Consider the following 18,738-nt stretch of genomic DNA (forward strand, 5'->3'; position numbering starts at 1 on the left):
TTGGATGAGTAAGACGCCTCCGGCGTAAGGCGGGTATTCGTCCTGGGCCTGTACCGAAATTGGCGTGAATAATTTGATCGCCGGGCGACGCCCCCCCGCCGTGAGTAGTGGTCGGGTTTAGAGTCCGGGGTTGATGATATCGATGTTGGCCAGATGTTTGGCGTAGGCGGCCGGTATCATGCCGCCGATGGCGTCCTTGGGGCGTTCCTCGTTGTATTCTCGACGCCATCGCTCGATCTCGGTGCGGGCGTGTAGCAGCGTTGGGAACCAGTGCTCGTTGAGGCATTCGTCGTGCAGGCGACCGTTGAACGATTTCACATAGGCGTTCTGGTTCGGCTTGCAGGGCTGGATCAGGCGAAGCTTCACGCCACGTGCGTGGGCCCAGCTCACTATCACCTGCCGCAGAATTCCTTGCCGTTGTCGGTACCGATCACCTGCGGCAAGCCGCGCAGCGAGGCCAGCTGGTCCAGCACACGCGAGACGCCGTGCCCGGAAATCGCACGTTCCACCTCGATTGCCACGACTTGGTATGTGGCGTCATCGACGATCACCAAGCACTTGATGACCCGGCCTTCGGCCGTACGGTCGAACACGAAGTTCATCGACCACACATGGTTGGGCCGGGCCGGGCGCAGCAGTGGCTGCCGCTCGCCGACCGCCACCTTTTTGCGCTTGCGCCGCCTGACCTGCAGCTGCTGCGCCTGATACAGCCATTCCATGCGCTTGTAGTTCACGATGCGTCCTTCCTGCGGCAGCTTCAGGTAGATCATTCCGACGCCGTAGCGCTTGTGCCGATACGCCAAGGCCAGGATGCGCTCGCTCAATTCAACGTTGCGATCCTCGCGCCGGACATAGCGCAGCGCGCTGGCACTCATCCCGATGATCGCCAGGGCACGGCGCTCGCTTGCCCCGCGCTGCACCCACCGCCGCACCAGCGCACGCCGCACCGGCGGGTCCGCTACTTTTTTCGCAGCGCGTCCTTGATCAGATCGTTCTCGAACAGCTGCTCGGCCAGCAACTTCTTCAGCCGGACGTTCTCGGCTTCCAGGTCCTTCAACCGCTTGGCGTCGGGCACGCTCATGCCACCGAACTTGCTGCGCCACAGTTGGTACGAGGCCTCGCTGAAGCCATGTCGACGGCACAGGTCCTTCACCGCCATGCCGGCCTCTGCCTCGCGTGGGAAGCCGATGATCTGTTCTTCGGAAAAGCGCTTCTTCATGTCCAATCTCCGGCTTGTCGGGGATTGAACTCCAAATCGCCGTGCTACTCAAAACCTGAGGGACGTCGGGGGCACAAGAGCGCCGCCATGCGCGATAGATACGATCATCGCTTGCCTGTCGTGAAACCTGCATCTCTCCCGAAGTGTTCGGTAGGGTTTTCAGGAGCAAAAGAAAAAGGCGCCCAAAAGGGCGCCTAAGTCGTTGATGCAATTGGTGGGCCGTGAAGGATTCGAACCTTCGACCAAAAGATTAAAAGTCTTCTGCTCTACCGACTGAGCTAACGGCCCATTGCACTGCCCCAGCCTTTCGGCGGGGTGGGCATTCTACCCTACTTTGGCGGGCCGGGTGAAACCCCAGCGTGTCGAGGTTGCCGGCCAGCGGCCGGCACTACCCGATCTGGCGAACCCGCTTAAACCTTCCGGGCCTCACGCGCATCCAAGCTGTGAGTCCTGCCCGGAGCCACGGATGCGCCTGCCCCTCTGCCTCGTTGCCGCCCTGCTGCTGCCCTGTACGGCACTGGCGACCCCATCCCAGGTCGTCACTGACGACATCGCCCGCTTCTGGGCCACCTATGATGCGGTGCGCGCCGAGCCTGATGCCGAACGCCGGGTGGCGCTGGTCCAGCAACGCTACATCGATCCGGGCAGCCCCGGCCTGCATGCGCTGATGCAGGTGCGCAACTACACCGCCCGCGAATACGCCGAGGCCATGCAGGCCTGGCCGCGCTTCTGGACCTCAGTACGACCGCTCACCGCCAACGCGCAGCAGGCCAGTGCCACGCTGGAGCGCGATCTTGTCGCCTTCCGTGCGCTCTACCCTGCCCTGCGCCCGGCCACCATCACCTATGCGGTGGGCGTGCTGCGCACCGGTGGCACCACGCTGGATGACAAGGTACTGATCGGCGCGGAGATGGCGCTGGGCGATGAGCGCGTGGACGTGAGCGAGCTGCCGGCGAAGATGCGCGACCGCCTGCGGATCTTCTACGACAGCCGGCCGGGTGCGAACAACGCGCAGAACAACCTGCACGAATACGTGCACACCCAGCAGCGCGAGACCACCGGCAGCCTGGCCCAGTACGCGGTACGCGAAGGCGTGGCCGAATACGTGGCAGAGCGCATCAGCGGGCGCCGCCCGGCGTTGCCGCTGTACACCTATGGGCCAGCGCACGAAGCGGAAATCCGCGCGCGCTTCCGCACGGAGATGCACGGGGACAACCTGGACAATTGGCTGTACAACAGCGCGCGCAATCCGTTCGGGGTGAGTGACCTGGGCTACTACGCCGGCTACCGCATTGCGCAGGAGTACATGCGCCGGCAGACCGACGAGAGGACTGCTGTCGCGCGGATGATCGAGTTGGACTATGCCGATCCGGCTGCGGTGCGGGCCTTCATCGAGGCATCGGGATGGTTGCAGCCCCGGTAGATCAGGGAGTGCGGACAAGCGCTTGGCACCCACCGAGGGAGTGATTGCCCCACCGGTGAAGCCGGCCAGCGGCCGGCTCTACCGGAAGCGGTCAGGCGTACAGCGTCGGGTCGGCGACGCCGGCCTCGGCAAAGCCCTGCGCGCGCAGGCGGCAGGCATCGCAATGACCGCAGGCGGCGCCGTTGGCGTCGGCGTTGTAGCAGGACACCGTCAGGCCGAAGTCCACGCCCAGGCGCACGCCTTCGCTGACGATCTGGCCCTTGCTGAGGAACTGCAGCGGCGCGTGCACCTTGATGCCCGCGCCCTCCACACCCGACTTGGTGGCGAGGTTGGCCAGCGCCTGGAACGCGGCCACGAACTCGGGGCGGCAGTCCGGGTAGCCGGAGTAGTCGACGGCGTTGACGCCGCAGAAGATGTCGTTGGCGCCGAGCACTTCGGCCCAGCCCAGGGCCAGCGACAGCATGATGGTATTGCGCGCCGGCACGTAGGTGACCGGAATGCCGGCACCGCCCGCCTCCGGTACGTCGATGTCATCGGTCAGCGCCGAGCCACCGATGCTGCGCAGGTCCACGTCCACGGTCTTGTGCGCGACCACGCCCTGGGCCTTGGCCACGCGGGCGGCGGCATCCAGTTCGGAGGTATGGCGCTGGCCGTAGCGCACGCTCAGGGCATGCACGGCAAAGCCCTGTTCCTGGGCCATGGCGATGACGGCGGCTGAATCCATGCCGCCGGAGAGAAGAACGACTGCCTTCTTCATGGAAAATCTTCCGGTTGGGAGGGGAAAGCCAGCACGCTGTCCCGCGCCGGAGCTACATCAGGGAACGCTGCGCCGGCTCATCGGCCCGGCTCGTCGTTCCACAGGATTTTATGCAACTGCATCTGGAAGCGCACCGGCAGCCGGTCTTCGACGATCCAGTCGGCCAACTGCCGCGCGCTGATCTCGCCCTTGCTCGGCGAGAAGAACACGGTGCAACGCTTCACCAGGCCGTGCTCGGCGACCATGGCCTTGGCCCAGTCGTAGTCCTCGCGGTTGCAGATGACGAACTTGATCTGGTCGCGGACGGTCAGCAGCGGCAGGTTTTCCAGGCGATTGCGGACGGCTTCGGCCGAGCCCGGCGTCTTGATGTCGACCACGCGCGACACGCGCGGGTCCACTGCACTGACATCCAGCGCGCCGGAGGTTTCCAGCGAGACATCCATGCCCGCATCGCACAGCTTCTGCAGCAGCACCAGGCAGCGCTTCTGCGCCAGCGGCTCGCCGCCGGTCACGCAGACGTGGCGGACGCCCTGGGCCAGCACCTCGGCCACGATGTCGTCGATGTCCCACCAGGTGCCGCCGTGGAAGGCATAGGCGGTGTCGCAGTACTGGCAGCGCAGCGGGCAGCCGGTCAGGCGCACGAACACGGTCGGCCAGCCGGCGGTATCGGCTTCGCCCTGCAGCGAGGTGAAGATCTCGGTGATCTTCAGGCGCGGCAGCGGCGACTGCACGATGTCGCTGGGGGTGGCGACGGCGTTGGACGGGGTAACGGCGGTCATGGCGGAAAGTTCTTCATGGGACGGGCAGCCGATTCACGGCGCCGGAAACGAAAGCAGCCGAGCATGGGCTCGGCTCTACAGGAGGCTGCCGGGCATCAGCCCAGCGCCACGGTGCGTATTGTACGCCCGGTCAGCGGATCTGCTTGCCCAGGCGGATGGACTGCAGACGGTCCTGCGCGGTGCGCGCGGCGTCCGAGCCGGGGTACTGCGCCACGACGGTCTCCAGCGTCTGCTGGGCCTGGTCGACCTTTCCCTCGCCGTACTGCGACAGGCCGATCTTGAGCAGGCCGCCCGCGGCCTTGTCGTGGGTCGGATAGCGCGAGAGCAGCTCTCGGAACTGGGCCTCGGCCATCGGGAAATTGCGGGTGGCGTAGTAGCTCTCGCCCAGCCAGTACAGCGCGTTCGGCGCGTAGACGCCGTTCGGGTACAACTCCAGGAAGCTCAGGAACAGCTGCGCCGAATCGTCGTACCTGCCGGCCTTCAACGCATCGAAGGCAACGTTGTAGGAGGTGCGCTCGTCGCCGGTGGCGGCAAGGCTGCCAGCATCACCATGGACGGAAGGCGGCCGCTCGGAAGTGGCCGCCGCTGCGGGTTTTGCCGGGGCAGGTGCGGCCTTCGGCGCGCTCGCCGGAACGGGCGGCAGGGCCGGGGCGGCGTTGCCCCCTTCCAACCGGTTCAGGCGGCTGTCCAGATCCAGGTACTGGTCCTGGGCGGACTGCTTGAGCTGGGCGTTGTCATGCTGCAACTGCTCGATCGAGGCCTGCAGGCTGGTGACCTGCTGCCGCAGCTGATTGATCTGGTTCAACAGGTCCTGGTTGGCACTGTTGTTGTACATCTGCTGCTCGAGCGCGCCGACACGGTCAGCCAGGCTCTGTCGCTGTGCGTGCGCCGGTGCGGCAGCCACGAGGGCTGCCGCAACGACCAGCATCAGTTTGATGCCAATGCGCATGGATTACTGCGCGGTGTAGACGATTTCGACGCGACGGTTCTGCGACCAGCACGACTCGTTCGACTCGGTGCAGACCGGACGCTCTTCACCGTAGGACACGACGGTCAGCTGCGAAGCCGAACCACCGTTGGCCTGCAGGGCCGAGCTGACGCCGTTGCCACGACGCTCGCCCAGGGCCTGGTTGTACGCGCGCGAACCGCGCTCGTCGGTGTGGCCCTGCAGGGTGATGCGCGAGGACGGACGGTCACGCAGGTACTTGGCGTGGCACGCCATGATGGCCTGGAATTCCGGCTTCACGTCTTCCTTGTCCAGGTCGAAGTAGACAACGCGCTGGCGCAGGCAGGCGTCGGTGTCCAGGTCGCCCGGGCCGTACAGGCCGGAGGTCGACGGACCGGTCGGGGTGGTGGTCGAGGTGCCGGTGTCGACCGGGGCTGCCGGCTCTTCCTTCACCTTCTTCGAGCAACCGGCCAGGACGGCCACAGACAGCAGGGAAACAAGCAGAACGCGGGTGGACTTGTTCATGGCGATACCTTTGTGGCTCCTAAGCCGATGAGGGGTTCAAGACAACGAAAATATTAACACTCTTTTAGCGCTGGGTACGGTATGGGGACCATGCCGGTTCGCGCACATCACCGTCAGCCAGGACCAGGCGCTGGCGAACCCGCGCATCGGCCGAAACGGCATACAACACACCACGGCCACCTTCGCGGGCGGCGTACAGCACCATGCTTGCGTTGGGCGCAAAGCTCGGCGATTCATCCAGCGAACCCGGGGACAGCGTGCTCCAGCGCGGCGAGCCCAGCGAGCTGTCCATCATCGCGATCTTGTAGCTGTTGCCCGAGCCCTGGGCGACGGCGATCTTCTTGCCATCGTAGGACACCGACGGCTTGGCATTGTAGTTGCCCTGGAAGGTCACGCGCTCGGCGCTGCCGCCGCCGGCACCGACCTTGTAGACCTGCGGACGGCCGCCGCGATCGGAGGTGAAGTACACCGCGCTGCCGTCCGGTGCCCAGGTCGGCTCGGTATCAATGGCGAAGTGGTTGGTCAGCTGGGTCAGCTGCTTGCTGCCCAGGTCCATCACGTAGATTTCCGGGTTACCGGAGCGCGACAGGGTCAGGGCCAGCTTGCGGCCGTCCGGCGAGAACGCCGGGGCGCTGTTGATGCCGCGGAAGCTGGTGACCAGCTCGCGCGCACCGGTACCGATGTTCTGGATGTAGATGGCCGAATTGCCACGCTCGAAGCTGACGTAGGCCAGCTTGCTGCCATCCGGACTCCACGACGGCGACAGCAGCGGCTCGGCCGAGCGCACGATGGTCTGCGGGTTGAAGCCATCGGAATCGGCCACCATCAGCGCGTAGCGCATGGCGTCGCCCTTGCCACTGGCGGTCACGTAGGCGATGCGGGTCCAGAAGGCGCCGCGCACGCCGGTGATCTTTTCGTAGATGGCGTCGGCCATCTGGTGGGCAACGTCGCGCATGGCATTGCCACGGGCGGTCATCGCCAGGCCCAGCAGGCGCTCGCCCTTGGGCACGTCGAACAGTTCGTACTCGACGCGGTAGGCACCGGCACCGGCATCAAGCACGCGGCCGACCACGATGTAGTTCTGCTTCAGCGCGCGCCAGGTCGCGAACTGGATATCCCCTCCCCGCACGGGCTTCTCGACGATCTGCGCTTCCGGCAGCGTGCGGAACTGGCCCGAACGCTCCAGGTCGGCACGGACCACGCCGGCGACGTCGGTCTGCGGAGCGGCCGACGAACCCTGATAGGGCATCGGCACGATGGTGATCGGCAGCGCGGAGGCATTGCCGCCGATGATGTCGATATCCAGCCCCTTCTGCTGCGCGACGGCAGCAAAGGGCAGCAACAGGGCCGCAAACACGGCAAGCCAGCGAGGCATCTTTTTCATGGAGCGCTCAATAAGGGGAAACCGGAACGAGGGATAACAAAGCGGGAGTGAACCGCTTCGCAATCATGAACCAAGGGTACGTGAATTCCGGGTCAGTTCCAGCCCGTCTTCTCACGCACCGTTAACGTCGTGGCTAACATCGCACCGTCTGCCCTGGTCACGCCGCCCCGGAGGACGGCGTTCGACAGCAGCCCACAGCCTGCCCGGTCGAAACCGAGCACACCAGAGGCAAGCGCGACAACCGTGGGCAGGAGTGGCCCGAGCCCCCCTGCCCTGCCCGCCTCAGCGATCCTGGGCGGTAAAGGTGAAGTTGAGCGTGCGTGCGAACACGGACTCGAAGCCACGGTACGGCAGGGGCTGCGCGTTGAGCACGGCGGCCTCGATCGAACGCTTGCCGGCCTCGTCGTAGGGGCAGTTCGGGCTGACCTTGGCCTGCATCACCGTGCCACCCGGAATCTGGGTGATGGTGATCTGGCAGCGCTGGCCCAGCGGCACCGTATCCGGGCGCACCCACTGCGACAGCACCTTGGCCTGGATCGCCGCGGCGTACTTGGCCGAAAGATCATCGCTGTTGCCACCGCCACCGGCGGCCGGCTGGGACGCACCGCTGGCTCCGGCGGCGGCACTGCCCGCGGCATTGCGCGCGGCGGCGACCTGGCGCAGCTTCTGCTCGGCCAGCTTGGCTTCCTTTTCGGCCTGTTCACGGCGGGCACGGATCTCGGCGATCTTCTTCTGCTTCTCGGCCTCGGCCTTGTCCGCGGCCTGGCGCGCCTGATCGGCCAGCTTCTTCTTCGCGTCTTCTTCCTGCTGCTTGGCCAGGCGCAGCTTCTGTTCCGCTTCTTCCTGGCGCTTGCGTTCGGTCAGGTCGATCTGTTCCTGGCGGCGCTTGGCTTCCTGTTCCTGTTTCGCCTTCTCCTGCGAGATGGCCAGCGCGCTCACTGCTTCCTGGTCCTTGGTATCCGGCTGCGCGACGCGCTCCTGCGCCTGTTGCTGCTGCGGCGTGGGGGCGTCCTGTGGGCGCGGCTCGGGAATCGGCTGCGGCGGCGGAACGGTGTCTTCCGGCACCGGGATCGGCTCGGCCACCGGCGGCGGCAGGTCCTCCAGCTTTTCGGACTGGCGCAGGGCCTGGCGGGCGGCGGACGCCTCGGACGCGGACAGGGCCAGGCTGGCCTCCACCGACGGATCACCGGCGGCGGCGTCGGTGTTGCGCTCGGGCGACCAGAACCAGGCCACGATGAAGACCAGCGCGACCAGCAGGTGCACCAGCAACGCCAGCGCCAGGGGCAGGCCCCAGCCGGGTTCGCGCTGCTGTGGAGGTGGCAGGGCGTCAGCGTGCATCGGTGGCCAGGCCTACCTTGTCTACCTTGGCGCGCTTGATCACATCCATCGCGGCGATGACCTTTTCATAGGCCACGGCGCGGTCGGCGGCGACGATCACGCGCACGCCCTTGTCCTGGGCGGCGATGCCTGCCAGGCGGCCTTCCAGTTCCTCGGCCGACACGGCGGTCGGTTCCTTGGCATCGGGCAGCTTCAGGCTGAGCTGGCCGTCCTGGCGCACCGAGACGATCACCGGGTCCTGCTTGCTTTCCAGCGCCTTGGCGTTGGATTGCGGCAGGTCGACGTCGAAGCTCAGGGTGAGCAGCGGCGCGGTGACCATGAAGATGATCAGCAGCACCAGCATGACGTCGATGTAGGGAACGACGTTGATTTCCGATTTCAGCTTGCGGCGCTTGCGGCGACCGATGGCAGCGGACATGGCTTGGACTCCCGGGTCAGGCGCTTACTCGTCGCCAGCGCTCTGGCGCTGCAGGATGGAGCTGAACTCTTCGGCGAAGGTCTCGAACCGCACCGACATGCGCTCCACGCGGGTGGTGAAGCGGTTGTAGGCCCACACCGCCGGGATCGCCACGAACAGGCCGATGGCGGTGGCGAACAGGGCTTCGGAGATACCTGGCGCGACGGCGGCGATACCGGCCTGCGCACCGCTGCTGATCATGTCGTGCATGGTCACCATGATGCCGAACACGGTACCGACCAGGCCCACGTACGGGGCAGTCGAACCGATGTTGGCCAGCAGTTCCAGGTTGCGCTCAAGCTGGTCCACTTCGCGGGTGTAGGTGGTGCGCATGGCACGCTGCGCGCCTTCCAGCTGCGCACGGCCATCCAGGCGGCGCTTGTCGCGCAGGCGGGTGTACTCGCGGAAACCGGCTTCGAAGATGGCTTCCAGGCCGGTCACGCTGCGGCTGCGGTCGGTGGCGGCGCTGTACAGCTTGCCCAGGTCGGCGCCGGACCAGAAGCGGTTCTCGAACTCGTCGGCTTCGCGGGTGGCCTGCTTGAACACGCGGGCCTTGCGGAAAATGATCACCCAGCTGACGAACGAGCCGACCAGCAGCAGCAGCACGATGATCTTCACCGGCAGGCTGGCCTTGGCCATCAGCTCGAGGTAGTTGATGCCGCCGCCGGTGGTGGCCTGGGCAAGGGTCTGTGTCGCGGCGTTGCTGACGTCGGCCGGCAGTGCCTCGGTGACCGTGGCCTGCAGGGCCAGGAGCGTTGCGATCATCCGTTGTTCCTCAGTGTTCGGATTCGGGGTGGAGGTGGGGTTGCAGCATGGCAAGGACGGCCTCGTCCATGCCACGCGGGCGGAAACTGGCCGCTTCCAGTGCGGCGATGCGGACCTGGGCCGACAGCAGCAGCTCGCCGTCGCGCAGGATCTGCTGGTCGAAGACCATGCTGGCCTTCTTCAGCTGGACCAAGCGGGCGCTCACCTGCAGGGTGTCATCCAGCCGTGCCGGCCTGATGAAATCCATCTGCATCGAACGCACTGCGAAGACCATCCCGTGCTCGGCGCGCATGCGCTCCTGGCCGTAGCCGAGCGCACGCATCCATTCGGTCCGTGCCCGTTCCATGAAGGCGACGTAGCGGGCGTGGTAGACCACGCCGCCTGCGTCGGTATCTTCCCAGTAAATGCGTGTCGGCCAACTGAATAGTGGCTCAACCGACATCGGGAACCTCCGCGAACAGGTCCTGCGGCGGGTTCTTCGGCTTCAGGCCCATGTGCCGGTAGGCCTTGTGGGTGGCCATGCGGCCGCGCGCGGTGCGCACCAGGAAGCCCTGCTGGATCAGGTACGGCTCGACCACGTCTTCCAGCGTGCCGCGCTCTTCGGACAGCGCCGCGGCCAGCGATTCGATGCCGACCGGGCCGCCGTCGAAGTAGTCGACCAGGGTCTTGAGCAGGCGCCGGTCGAGCTCGTCGAAGCCCTCCGGATCAACCTTGAGCATTTTCATCGCGGCCTGTGCCACGGCCTCGTCGATGTGGCCGCCCGCCTTCACCTGCGCATAATCGCGCACGCGGCGCAGCAGGCGGTTGGCGATACGCGGGGTGCCGCGCGCGCGGCGCGCGATCTCGCCGGCGCCATCGGCGGTGCAGTCGATGCCGAGGATGGTGGCCGAGCGGCGCACGATCCGGGTCAGCTCTTCGACGCTGTAGAACTCCAGGCGCTGGACGATGCCGAAGCGGTCGCGCAGCGGCGCGGTCAGCAGGCCGGCGCGGGTGGTGGCACCGATCAGGGTGAACGGCGGCAGGTCGATCTTGATCGAACGGGCCGCGGGGCCCTCACCGATCATGATGTCGATCTGGAAGTCTTCCATCGCCGGGTACAGCACTTCCTCGACCACCGGCGACAGGCGGTGGATCTCGTCCACGAACAGCACGTCGTGCGGCTGCAGGTTGGTCAGCAGTGCGGCGAGGTCGCCGGCCTTCTCGATCACCGGGCCGGAGGTCACCCGCAGGGCCACGCCCAGTTCGTTGGCGATGACGTGGCTGAGCGTGGTCTTGCCCAGGCCGGGCGGCCCGAAGATCAGCACGTGGTCGAGCGCGTCGCCACGCCCCTTGGCCGCTTCGATGTAGATCTCCATCTGCTCGCGCACCGGGGCCTGGCCGAGATAGTCGGCCAGGCGCTTGGGGCGGATGCTGGCGTCGGCGGCGTCATCCTCGCGGGTGGCGCCGGCGCCGATGATGCGGTCGTCGGTCATACCGTGATTATGCGGTAAATGGTTGCATTCCGGGGCCGGAAGCACGGTAGTGCCGGCCGCTGGCCGGCAACCCCATGAACACCGGTGGTGCGGCGGATGCCGGCCAGCGGCCGGCACTACCAGACCTCAGATCTCGACCTGGGCCCCGAGTTCGACCAGGCGGTTGCCGGGAATGCGGAAGAAGCCCGTGGCCGGCGCGGCGTTCCGGTGCATCAGCGCGAACAGCTTGTCGCGCCAGATCGGCATGCCGCGGTTGGCGGTGGCCACGATGGTTTCGCGGCTGGCGAAGAAGGTGGTGTCCATCGGGTCGAAGTAGATGCCACCGTGGTCGCACGAGCGCATCAGCGCCAGTGGCACGTCCGGGGTCTCCATGAAGCCGAAGCGCACGTAGACGCGGTAGAACTCGTCGCCCACCGATTCGATCTTCAGCCGCTGCCCTTCCATCGCATACGGGATCGGCAGGGTCTCCACGTGCAGGAACACGTTGCGCTCGTGCAGCACCTTGTTGTGCTTGAGGTTGTGCATCAGCGCATGCGGGGCCACGGTCGGGTCGGCGGTGAGGAACACTGCAGTGCCCGGCACGCGCACCGGCGGTGCCAGCATCAGCCCAGGCAGGAAGGTATCGAGGCGGATGCCGTCCTTGCGGATCTCATCGCGCAGCAGCTCGCGGCCACGGCGCCAGGTCCGCATCATGGTGAACAGGAAGATGCCCAGTACCACCGGGAACCAGGCGCCCTGAAGCAGCTTGGCACCATTGGCGATGACGAAGCCGAGGTCGATGATGAAGAACACCACGCACAGCGGCAGGATCCACTTGCGCGCCTTCGGCCACAGCGACCGGGCCACCAGGGCCAGCAGCAGGGTGTCGATCAGCATGGTGGCCGACACCGAGATGCCGTAGGCCACTGCCAGGTTGGACGAGCTGCGGAAGGCCAGCACCAGGCCGATCACCATTACCGCGATGCCCCAGTTGATGCCTGGGATGTAGATCTGGCCGATGGTGTCGTGCGAGGTGTGCTTGATGCGCATGCGCGGGATGTAGCCCAGCTGCATCGCCTGGCGCGAGACCGAGAACGCACCGGTGATGACCGACTGCGAGGCAATCACCGCCGCCATGGTGGCCAGGATGATCATCGGGTACAGCGCCCACGGCGGCACCGCCTCGAAGAACGGGTTTTTCAGCGCCTCGGGGTGGTTGAGCACCAGTGCGCCCTGCCCCAGGTAGTTCAGCACCAGGCACGGCAGCACGAAGAAATACCAGGCGTGGCGGATCGGTTTGGCGCCGAAGTGGCCCATGTCGGCGTAAAGCGCCTCGCCACCGGTCACCGCCAGCACCACTGCGCCGAGGATGAAGATCCCATGCCAGCTGTGCTCCATGAAGAAGCGGATCGCCCACCAGGGGTTGAACGCCTTGAGCACTTCCGGCGCATCGACGATGTTGTAGATGCCGATCGCCGCCAGCGAGATGAACCAGACCGAGGTGATGGGGCCGAAGGCCTTGCCGATCTTCTCGGTACCGAAGCGCTGCGCCGCAAACACCATCAACAGCACCACCACCGTGATCGGCACGATGAAGGCATGCAGGCCCGGCGCGGCCACCTCCAGGCCCTCCACCGCACCCAGCACCGATATCGCCGGGGTGATCACGCCGTCGCCGAAGAACAGCGAGGCACCGAAAATGCCGAGGATGCCGACCACGTAGGCCGAGCGCGAGCCGTTGCGCAGCGTGCGCTGGGTCAACGCCATCAGCGCCATGATGCCGCCCTCGCCGTCGTTGTCGGCGCGCATGATGATGGTCACGTACTTCAGCGTGACCACGATGTTCAGCGCCCAGAACGCCAGCGACAGCACGCCCAGCACGGTGTCGTGGTCGCTGTTGAGCCCGTAGTGTGGCGAGAACGCCTCCTTCAGCGTGTACAGCGGGCTGGTACCGATATCGCCGAACACCACGCCGATCGCACCGATGATCAGCGCCATGCCTCCTGCTGGAGGGGCGTGACCGTGGCTGCCGGGGGCAGCTGCGTGCGGGGTTTGACTGCTGGACATGGGACTCCTGGCGACGCTCAGGCGGTTCGTTGAAGGAAAGGGACGCGGCTCAGCGCAGCGCCGACTGCAGCGCCTTGCGGATCACGGTGGCCACTTCGTCGCCTTCGTTGAAGGCGTCGCGGGCCATGCGTGCCGCTTCGGCCGGCTTGTAGCCCAGCTGCTGCAGGGCCACGGTGGCATCGGACAGCGGGTCGGCCGGGGCCGGGCCGCTGCCGGTGGGCAGCGCGCCGCCGGCACCGAACTGGGCGGCACGGTCACGCAGTTCCAGCACCATGCGCTCGGCAGTCTTCTTGCCGATGCCGGGAATGCGGGTCAGCGCGGTGATGTCACCGGCCTGGACCATGCGCGCGAACTCCTCGACGGAAACGCCGGACAGCACCGCCAGCGCGATCTTCGCGCCAATGCCACTGACCTTCTGCACGTCGCGGAACAGGCGCCGCTCCCCCTCGCGCAGGAAGCCGTACAGCGAAACGCTGTCTTCCTTCTGCGCGTAGTGGGTGTACAGCGTGACCTCGCGGCCGAGCTCGGGCAGGTCGTAGAAGGTGCTCATCGGCGCCTCCAGTTCGTAGCCCACCCCGTTCACGTCCACCACCAGCCACGGCGGCGCCTTGTAGGCGACGATGCCGCGCAGTCGACCGATCATTGCGTGCAGCTCCTCATTTGCGGCCCCACGCCTGGCGGGCACTGAGCCCCAGGCGGTTGGCCGTTGCCCGTACGTGGGCATGGGTGATCGCCACCGCCAACGCGTCGGCCGCGTCGGCCTGCAGCTTGGTTTTCAGGTTGAGCATGAGCCCGACCATGTGTTGAACCTGTTGCTTTTCGGCGCCACCACGGCCAACCACGGCGAGCTTGATCTCGCTGGCGGCGTATTCGTGCACCGGCAGGTCGCGCAGCACCACGGCCGAGATCGCCGCGCCCCGGGCCTGGCCCAGCTTCAGCGCCGAATCGGGATTACGGGCCATGAACACCTTTTCAATGGCCACTTCCTGCGGCTGGTACTCGCGGCACAGGTCGGCCAGGCCCAGCACCAGCAGCTTCATGCGCTGCGGGAAGTCGTCGGCGCCCAGCAGCACCAATGGCTGGTGGTGCACGTAGGTGACGCGGCCGGCGGCATCGACATCGATGATGCCGACCCCGGTCCGCTGCGAACCGGGGTCGATGCCGAGGATGCGGGTCATGCTGCACTCCTGGCGGGGCGGAACGGGATGCGCTGGCAGGCGTAGGGGCTCATGACTGTCCGCGGTGACCGTTCAACGGCCCGCGCCCAGGCCGTCGAAGACGGCTCAGGCGTAGGCGTCGGCGCCGAGTTCGGCGTTGGAATACACGTCCTGCACGTCGTCCAGGTCTTCGAGCATGTCCAGCAGCTTCTTGACCTGCAGGGCGACGTCGCCTTCAACCTTGATGTCGTTGTCCGCGCGGAAGGTGATCTCGGCGTGGTCGGCGACATGGCCGGCGGCGGCCATCGCATCCTTCACCGCGTTGAACGCGTCAGGGCTGGTGACCACATCGATCGAGCCGTCATCGGGGTAGACCACGATGTCATCGGCACCGGCCTCAATGGCCGCTTCGGTGATGGCTTCCTCGTCGGCCCCTGCGGCGAAGCTGAGCACGCCCAGGCGCTTGAACATGAAGGCCACCGAGCCCTCGGTGCCCATGTTGCCACCGCACTTGCTGAACGCATGGCGGACGTCGGCCACAGTGCGCACGCGATTGTCGGTCAGGCAGTCGACGATCACGGCCACGCCACCCGGGGCGTAGCCCTCGTAGCGGACTTCCTCGTAGTCGACGCCTTCCAGCTCACCGGTCGCCTTCTTGATGGCACGCTCGATCACGTCCTTGGACATGTTCACGGCCAGGCCTTTGTCCACGGCCACGCGCAGGCGCGGATTGTTGTTGGGGTCGCCTCCACCGCCGCGCGCGGCAACGCCGATCTCGCGGATGATCTTGGTGAAAATCTTGCCGCGCTTCGCGTCGGACGCGTTCTTGCGGGCTTCGATGGAGGGGCCTCTACCCATGGGTGCTACCGTCTGGCTGCTTCAGGATCAAGGCGCGGATTCTACCTGATCGGGCGCTGCAACCGTGTCTAGGCCCGTATTGTTGTAGAGCCGAGCCAATGCTCGGCTCAATGGGCCCGACGGAATGCAGCCGAGCATGGGCTCGGCTCTACAGGGCGGCCCTGCCTTCCCGCCCCTATGCCGCCGCCGCGTCGCGGCTGTGGTCGAACTTGCCATGACGCAGGAAATGCGCGGTCTGCCGCGCGGCGTCGGGCGACACCACCAGGCCGCTGTGGCTGGTGCGGACCACGCAATGGTCGGCCAGGCCCGGCAGCCGGGTCTCGGCCAGTGCCACGGTGCCATCGGAGGCATCGTCGATGGCACCCAGCAGGCTGCCCAGCCCGTGCGGCACCGAGCCGGCAATCAGGCCAACCTCGGCCCTGCCCTGCCAGTCCGGCAGGCCATCGAGCAGCAGCTCGCTGCTGCGTCCCAGCGCCAGGCCCCAGCCGTGCTCGGACAACGAGCGTGCGGTGCCACTGCCGCGCAGCGGTGAACCCAGGCAGACCACCCGCTGCACCGGCAGCTGCGGATTGCGCCGCAGCGCTTCCAGCGCCAGCAACCCGCCCAGGCTGTGGCCGACCAGCGACAACGGCCCGGCGTCGGCCAACCGTTCCAGCAGCTGGGGCACCGCCACGTCGGGACCACCGAACACCGAGGAGTAACCGAACGCATGCACCTGGAAACCACGCGCGCGCAGGCGCCAGGCCAGCGGCCCGACCCAGGCGCGGGCATTCCAGATGCCATGCAGCAGCAATACGGGGGGAGTCATGCAAACAGCCTGGCGGTCAGCGGGGCAGGAACGTGAGGTGATTGAACACGCGCGCGCAGCAAGCGGCGGTGAATGTCAGGCCGCGCGCGGTGCGCGGCGCAGGATGAATTCAAGATCGTTGGTATCGCCGACCGGGAACAGGTACTCGCCGGCCTTCTCGAAACCATAGCGGGCGTAGAAGCGTTGCGCGCCGAAGTTCTCCGACCACACGCCCAGCCACAGCGTGCGTGGGCCTTCGCGCTCCAGCCAGGCCAGCGCGGTTTCCAGCAGGCGGCTGCCCCAGCCGCAGCTCTGCTGCGTCTTGATCAGGTACAAGCGCTTGAGTTCGCCGTCACCGGGTTTCACATCCGGATGCGGCAGGCCACAGGGGCCGGCGGCGGCATGGCCGACCGCTTCCCCATCCAGTTCCAGCAGCCACACCGCGTAATCGGGGTGGGCCAGGATCACGCGCTGGCGCTCGACCGTGTAGGCCTCCTCCAGGAAGGCCTGCAGGTCCTGCGGCGGGTACAGATGGCCGAAGGTTTCGGTGAATGTGCGGGCGGCCAGCGCCGACAGGGTCGGCGCATCGTCCACAGTGGCGCGGCGGATCGAATACATGCAGGAAGTTGACGCCAGGGCGAAGCGGCGGTCAAGCCTTTTCAGGCGACTCCTCTTCTTCCTCGTCCTCTTCCTCGTACTCCTCTTCGTCCTCGTCCTCTTCTTCCTCGCCTTCCTCGTCCTCTTCGTACTCTTCCTCTTCGTCGTCCTCGTAATCCTCGACGCCGAAGTCTTCACCGTCCCAACGGCCTTCGCCGTCGGCGACGAAGGTCAGGGCCATCGCCGCCGGGCTGGTACCAACGCGGACCAGCCAACCACCGAACACGCGTGCACGCTCGGTGACCAGGTTGGCCTCGGAGCCTTCATTGCCCAGCTTTTCCCACTCCAGCGAAAACGCAAACTCGGTCATTGCCTGGATCTCCTGATCAGTTGGTCTTGGGGCGAACCTGGATGTGCACTTCGGCCAGCTGCGCGTCGACGATCGGCGACGGCGCGTCGGTCATCAGATCCTGTGCACCGGTGGTCTTCGGGAACGGGATGACGTCGCGGATCGACTCGGTGCCGGCCATCAGCGCGGCGATGCGGTCGATGCCGAAGGCGATGCCACCGTGCGGCGGCGCGCCGTAGTTCAGCGCGTCGAGCAGGAATCCGAACTTGGCACGGGCCTCTTCGGCGCCGATGCCGAGCAGCTCGAACACTGCGCTCTGCATGTCCGGACGGTGGATACGGATCGAACCGCCGCCGATTTCATTGCCGTTGAGCACCATGTCGTAACCGCGCGAGACGGCGGTACGGGCGTTGGCGCGCAGATCGGCGATGTCATCCACGGCCGGTGCGGTGAAGGGGTGATGCAGCGCGACGTAGCGCTGTTCTTCCTCGTCCCATTCGAACATCGGGAAGTCGGTGACCCACAGCGGCGCCCAGCCATCGGCGACCAGGCCGAAGTCCTTGCCGGCCTTCAGGCGCAGCGCGCCCATGAAGTCGGAGACCTTGTTGTAGCCACCGGCACCGAAGAACACGATGTCGCCGTTGCCGGCGCCAACATGGGCGACCAGCGCAGCGAAGGAGGCCTCGCTGAAGAACTTCTGGATCGGCGAGCTGACCTCGCCGTTGTCGGCGATCTTGATGTAGGCCAGGCCCTTGGCGCCGTACTTGGCAGCGTGCGCGGCGTACTCGTCGATCTGCTTGCGGCTCAGCGCTGCACCGCCCGGGATGCGCAGCGCGGCGACGCGGCCTTCGGCATCGTTGGCTGGGCCGGTGAACACTGCAAACTCGCTGTCCTTGACCAGTTCAGCCACGTCGACCAGCTCCAGCGCGATGCGCAGGTCCGGCTTGTCCGAACCGTAGCGACGCATCGCCTCGGCCCAGGTCATGCGCGGGAAGCTGGCATCCAGCTGGATGTCGACCACTTCCTTGAAGATGGCGCGGATCATGTCTTCGACGAAGTCCTGCACGTCGCGCTCGCGCACGAAGGCGAATTCCATGTCCAGCTGGGTGAATTCCAGCTGGCGGTCGGCACGCAGCGCTTCGTCGCGGAAGCAGCGCGCGATCTGGTAGTAACGGTCGAAGCCGGCCACCATCAGGATCTGCTTGAACAGCTGCGGGCTCTGCGGCAGGGCGTAGAACTCGCCCGGGTGCATGCGCGCCGGCACCAGGAAGTCGCGCGCGCCTTCCGGGGTGGCCTTGGTCAGGATCGGGGTCTCGATGTCCTGGAAGCCCTTCTCGTCCAGGTGGCGGCGCAGGGCCTGCACCAGCTTGATGCGGGTGCGCTGCATGCGCTGCATTTCCGGACGGCGCAGGTCCAGGTAGCGGTACTTCAGGCGGGTTTCCTCGCCCGGGTTCTCGTGGGCGTGGAACGGCAGGGGCGCAGCCTTGTTCAGCACAGTGATGGCAGTGGCGATCACTTCCACCTTGCCGGTGCGCATCTTGTCGTTCACCGCGTGGCGGGCGCGCACGACGCCCTCCACCTGCAGCACGTCCTCGTAGCCCAGCGAAGCCGCCACGGCGAACACTTCGGCGTTGTCGACCTCCACGGTCACCTGCACGATGCCTTCATGATCGCGGAGATCGATGAAGCAGACGCCGCCCTGGTTACGGGCCACGTCGGTCCAACCGGCGAGGGTGACAGTCTGGCCAATCAGGGTCTCGTCGACCAGGCCGCAGAAGTGGGTACGCATTGGGGGAAGCTCCGCTGGAGAACGCCGGCACCGGATGGGGGCCGGAAAGCCTCGTATTCTGCGGCCGAGGCCCCGGCCGGGGCAAATCCG

The 18,738-nt window shown here is 66.4% G+C and carries 19 protein-coding genes, 1 tRNA gene and 1 pseudogene; 1 reads left to right on the forward strand and 20 read right to left on the reverse strand.

Annotated features, from left to right (window positions below; all coding sequences use genetic code 11):
* Nucleotides 1-117 precede the first annotated feature (117 nt).
* Together ACS0OT_RS15380 and ACS0OT_RS15385 are read right to left on the reverse strand one after the other, a co-directional pair.
* Nucleotides 118-1,219: pseudogene (locus ACS0OT_RS15380) on the reverse strand (IS3 family transposase).
* Between the two features lie 212 nt (nucleotides 1,220-1,431).
* Nucleotides 1,432-1,507, reverse strand: a tRNA-Lys gene (locus tag ACS0OT_RS15385).
* Nucleotides 1,508-1,685: 178 nt separating this feature from the next.
* Between ACS0OT_RS15385 and ACS0OT_RS15390 the strand changes: the two genes are divergently transcribed.
* On the forward strand, nucleotides 1,686-2,642 hold the full coding sequence (locus ACS0OT_RS15390) for a DUF2268 domain-containing putative Zn-dependent protease (protein ID WP_139727531.1): 957 nt from the start codon (nucleotides 1,686-1,688) through the stop codon (nucleotides 2,640-2,642).
* A gap of 91 nt (nucleotides 2,643-2,733) precedes the next feature.
* Here the strand turns inward: ACS0OT_RS15390 and queC are convergent, their stop codons facing one another.
* The 18 genes from queC to aspS form a co-directional block, all read right to left on the reverse strand.
* Nucleotides 2,734-3,399: a 7-cyano-7-deazaguanine synthase QueC gene (gene queC / locus ACS0OT_RS15395; protein ID WP_014038216.1), complete on the reverse strand. Its 666-nt coding sequence runs from the start codon at nucleotides 3,397-3,399 to the stop codon at nucleotides 2,734-2,736.
* Nucleotides 3,400-3,476: 77 nt separating this feature from the next.
* The gene (queE, locus tag ACS0OT_RS15400; RefSeq protein ID WP_065178898.1) at nucleotides 3,477-4,178 is read right to left on the reverse strand and encodes a 7-carboxy-7-deazaguanine synthase QueE; all 702 of its coding nucleotides are present in this window, start codon (nucleotides 4,176-4,178) and stop codon (nucleotides 3,477-3,479) included.
* A 130-nt stretch (nucleotides 4,179-4,308) separates the two neighbouring features.
* Nucleotides 4,309-5,127, reverse strand: a complete 819-nt coding sequence (ybgF, locus tag ACS0OT_RS15405; RefSeq protein ID WP_005418509.1) for a tol-pal system protein YbgF — start codon at nucleotides 5,125-5,127, stop codon at nucleotides 4,309-4,311.
* A gap of 3 nt (nucleotides 5,128-5,130) precedes the next feature.
* Nucleotides 5,131-5,649: a peptidoglycan-associated lipoprotein Pal gene (pal, locus tag ACS0OT_RS15410; protein ID WP_005418510.1), complete on the reverse strand. Its 519-nt coding sequence runs from the start codon at nucleotides 5,647-5,649 to the stop codon at nucleotides 5,131-5,133.
* Nucleotides 5,650-5,713: 64 nt separating this feature from the next.
* Nucleotides 5,714-7,033, reverse strand: coding sequence for a Tol-Pal system beta propeller repeat protein TolB (gene tolB / locus ACS0OT_RS15415; protein ID WP_005418511.1), 1,320 nt, complete (start codon nucleotides 7,031-7,033; stop codon nucleotides 5,714-5,716).
* Nucleotides 7,034-7,315: 282 nt separating this feature from the next.
* Complete coding sequence (gene tolA / locus ACS0OT_RS15420; RefSeq protein WP_005418512.1) at nucleotides 7,316-8,371, reverse strand: cell envelope integrity protein TolA; 1,056 nt, start codon at nucleotides 8,369-8,371, stop codon at nucleotides 7,316-7,318.
* On the reverse strand, nucleotides 8,361-8,789 hold the full coding sequence (gene tolR, locus ACS0OT_RS15425) for a protein TolR (RefSeq protein WP_005410751.1): 429 nt from the start codon (nucleotides 8,787-8,789) through the stop codon (nucleotides 8,361-8,363). Before tolR ends, tolA begins: the two co-directional genes overlap by 11 nt.
* 24 nt (nucleotides 8,790-8,813) lie before the next feature.
* Nucleotides 8,814-9,593 carry a protein TolQ gene (gene tolQ, locus ACS0OT_RS15430; RefSeq protein WP_005410752.1) on the reverse strand — a complete coding sequence of 260 codons (780 nt, stop codon included), beginning with the start codon at nucleotides 9,591-9,593 and terminating at the stop codon, nucleotides 8,814-8,816.
* A gap of 10 nt (nucleotides 9,594-9,603) precedes the next feature.
* Nucleotides 9,604-10,035 (reverse strand): tol-pal system-associated acyl-CoA thioesterase, encoded by a 432-nt coding sequence (gene ybgC / locus ACS0OT_RS15435; protein WP_005418514.1) that lies wholly within the window; start codon nucleotides 10,033-10,035, stop codon nucleotides 9,604-9,606.
* A complete protein-coding gene (ruvB, locus tag ACS0OT_RS15440) occupies nucleotides 10,025-11,065 on the reverse strand; it encodes a Holliday junction branch migration DNA helicase RuvB (RefSeq protein ID WP_005418515.1) in 1,041 nt (346 codons plus the stop codon). The genes ybgC and ruvB overlap by 11 nt, the downstream gene beginning before the upstream one ends.
* A gap of 126 nt (nucleotides 11,066-11,191) precedes the next feature.
* Nucleotides 11,192-13,111, reverse strand: coding sequence for a potassium transporter Kup (locus ACS0OT_RS15445; protein WP_032954420.1), 1,920 nt, complete (start codon nucleotides 13,109-13,111; stop codon nucleotides 11,192-11,194).
* A 49-nt stretch (nucleotides 13,112-13,160) separates the two neighbouring features.
* The gene (ruvA, locus tag ACS0OT_RS15450; RefSeq protein WP_005418517.1) at nucleotides 13,161-13,754 is read right to left on the reverse strand and encodes a Holliday junction branch migration protein RuvA; all 594 of its coding nucleotides are present in this window, start codon (nucleotides 13,752-13,754) and stop codon (nucleotides 13,161-13,163) included.
* A 13-nt stretch (nucleotides 13,755-13,767) separates the two neighbouring features.
* A complete protein-coding gene (ruvC, locus tag ACS0OT_RS15455; RefSeq protein ID WP_005418518.1) occupies nucleotides 13,768-14,289 on the reverse strand; it encodes a crossover junction endodeoxyribonuclease RuvC in 522 nt (173 codons plus the stop codon).
* Nucleotides 14,290-14,394: 105 nt separating this feature from the next.
* Nucleotides 14,395-15,126 carry a YebC/PmpR family DNA-binding transcriptional regulator gene (locus ACS0OT_RS15460; RefSeq protein ID WP_005418519.1) on the reverse strand — a complete coding sequence of 244 codons (732 nt, stop codon included), beginning with the start codon at nucleotides 15,124-15,126 and terminating at the stop codon, nucleotides 14,395-14,397.
* 175 nt (nucleotides 15,127-15,301) lie between these two features.
* Entirely contained in the window at nucleotides 15,302-15,934 is a 633-nt protein-coding gene (locus ACS0OT_RS15465) for an esterase/lipase family protein (protein WP_032954421.1), read from the reverse strand.
* A 75-nt stretch (nucleotides 15,935-16,009) separates the two neighbouring features.
* Nucleotides 16,010-16,531 (reverse strand): GNAT family N-acetyltransferase, encoded by a 522-nt coding sequence (locus ACS0OT_RS15470; RefSeq protein WP_049415346.1) that lies wholly within the window; start codon nucleotides 16,529-16,531, stop codon nucleotides 16,010-16,012.
* A 31-nt stretch (nucleotides 16,532-16,562) separates the two neighbouring features.
* Nucleotides 16,563-16,880, reverse strand: a complete 318-nt coding sequence (locus tag ACS0OT_RS15475) for a DNA primase (protein WP_065178902.1) — start codon at nucleotides 16,878-16,880, stop codon at nucleotides 16,563-16,565.
* A gap of 16 nt (nucleotides 16,881-16,896) precedes the next feature.
* Nucleotides 16,897-18,648 carry an aspartate--tRNA ligase gene (gene aspS / locus ACS0OT_RS15480; RefSeq protein WP_065196678.1) on the reverse strand — a complete coding sequence of 584 codons (1,752 nt, stop codon included), beginning with the start codon at nucleotides 18,646-18,648 and terminating at the stop codon, nucleotides 16,897-16,899.
* Nucleotides 18,649-18,738: the final 90 nt, after the last annotated feature.

It is taken from the genome of Stenotrophomonas maltophilia group sp. RY12688 (genome assembly GCF_052149045.1).
Taxonomy (GTDB): domain Bacteria; phylum Pseudomonadota; class Gammaproteobacteria; order Xanthomonadales; family Xanthomonadaceae; genus Stenotrophomonas; species Stenotrophomonas sepilia.

Bases quoted from the DNA above. Each gene is read 5' to 3' on its own strand.
- ACS0OT_RS15390 (WP_139727531.1), top strand. From the start codon at position 1,686: ATGCGCCTGCCCCTCTGCCTCGTTGCCGCCCTGCTGCTGCCCTGTACG.
- queC (WP_014038216.1), bottom strand. From the start codon at position 3,399: ATGAAGAAGGCAGTCGTTCTTCTCTCCGGCGGCATGGATTCAGCCGCC.
- queE (WP_065178898.1), bottom strand. From the start codon at position 4,178: ATGACCGCCGTTACCCCGTCCAACGCCGTCGCCACCCCCAGCGACATC.
- ybgF (WP_005418509.1), bottom strand. From the start codon at position 5,127: ATGCGCATTGGCATCAAACTGATGCTGGTCGTTGCGGCAGCCCTCGTG.
- pal (WP_005418510.1), bottom strand. From the start codon at position 5,649: ATGAACAAGTCCACCCGCGTTCTGCTTGTTTCCCTGCTGTCTGTGGCC.
- tolB (WP_005418511.1), bottom strand. From the start codon at position 7,033: ATGAAAAAGATGCCTCGCTGGCTTGCCGTGTTTGCGGCCCTGTTGCTG.
- tolA (WP_005418512.1), bottom strand. From the start codon at position 8,371: ATGCACGCTGACGCCCTGCCACCTCCACAGCAGCGCGAACCCGGCTGG.
- tolR (WP_005410751.1), bottom strand. From the start codon at position 8,789: ATGTCCGCTGCCATCGGTCGCCGCAAGCGCCGCAAGCTGAAATCGGAA.
- tolQ (WP_005410752.1), bottom strand. From the start codon at position 9,593: ATGATCGCAACGCTCCTGGCCCTGCAGGCCACGGTCACCGAGGCACTG.
- ybgC (WP_005418514.1), bottom strand. From the start codon at position 10,035: ATGTCGGTTGAGCCACTATTCAGTTGGCCGACACGCATTTACTGGGAA.
- ruvB (WP_005418515.1), bottom strand. From the start codon at position 11,065: ATGACCGACGACCGCATCATCGGCGCCGGCGCCACCCGCGAGGATGAC.
- ACS0OT_RS15445 (WP_032954420.1), bottom strand. From the start codon at position 13,111: ATGTCCAGCAGTCAAACCCCGCACGCAGCTGCCCCCGGCAGCCACGGT.
- ruvA (WP_005418517.1), bottom strand. From the start codon at position 13,754: ATGATCGGTCGACTGCGCGGCATCGTCGCCTACAAGGCGCCGCCGTGG.
- ruvC (WP_005418518.1), bottom strand. From the start codon at position 14,289: ATGACCCGCATCCTCGGCATCGACCCCGGTTCGCAGCGGACCGGGGTC.
- ACS0OT_RS15460 (WP_005418519.1), bottom strand. From the start codon at position 15,126: ATGGGTAGAGGCCCCTCCATCGAAGCCCGCAAGAACGCGTCCGACGCG.
- ACS0OT_RS15465 (WP_032954421.1), bottom strand. From the start codon at position 15,934: ATGACTCCCCCCGTATTGCTGCTGCATGGCATCTGGAATGCCCGCGCC.
- ACS0OT_RS15470 (WP_049415346.1), bottom strand. From the start codon at position 16,531: ATGTATTCGATCCGCCGCGCCACTGTGGACGATGCGCCGACCCTGTCG.
- ACS0OT_RS15475 (WP_065178902.1), bottom strand. From the start codon at position 16,880: ATGACCGAGTTTGCGTTTTCGCTGGAGTGGGAAAAGCTGGGCAATGAA.
- aspS (WP_065196678.1), bottom strand. From the start codon at position 18,648: ATGCGTACCCACTTCTGCGGCCTGGTCGACGAGACCCTGATTGGCCAG.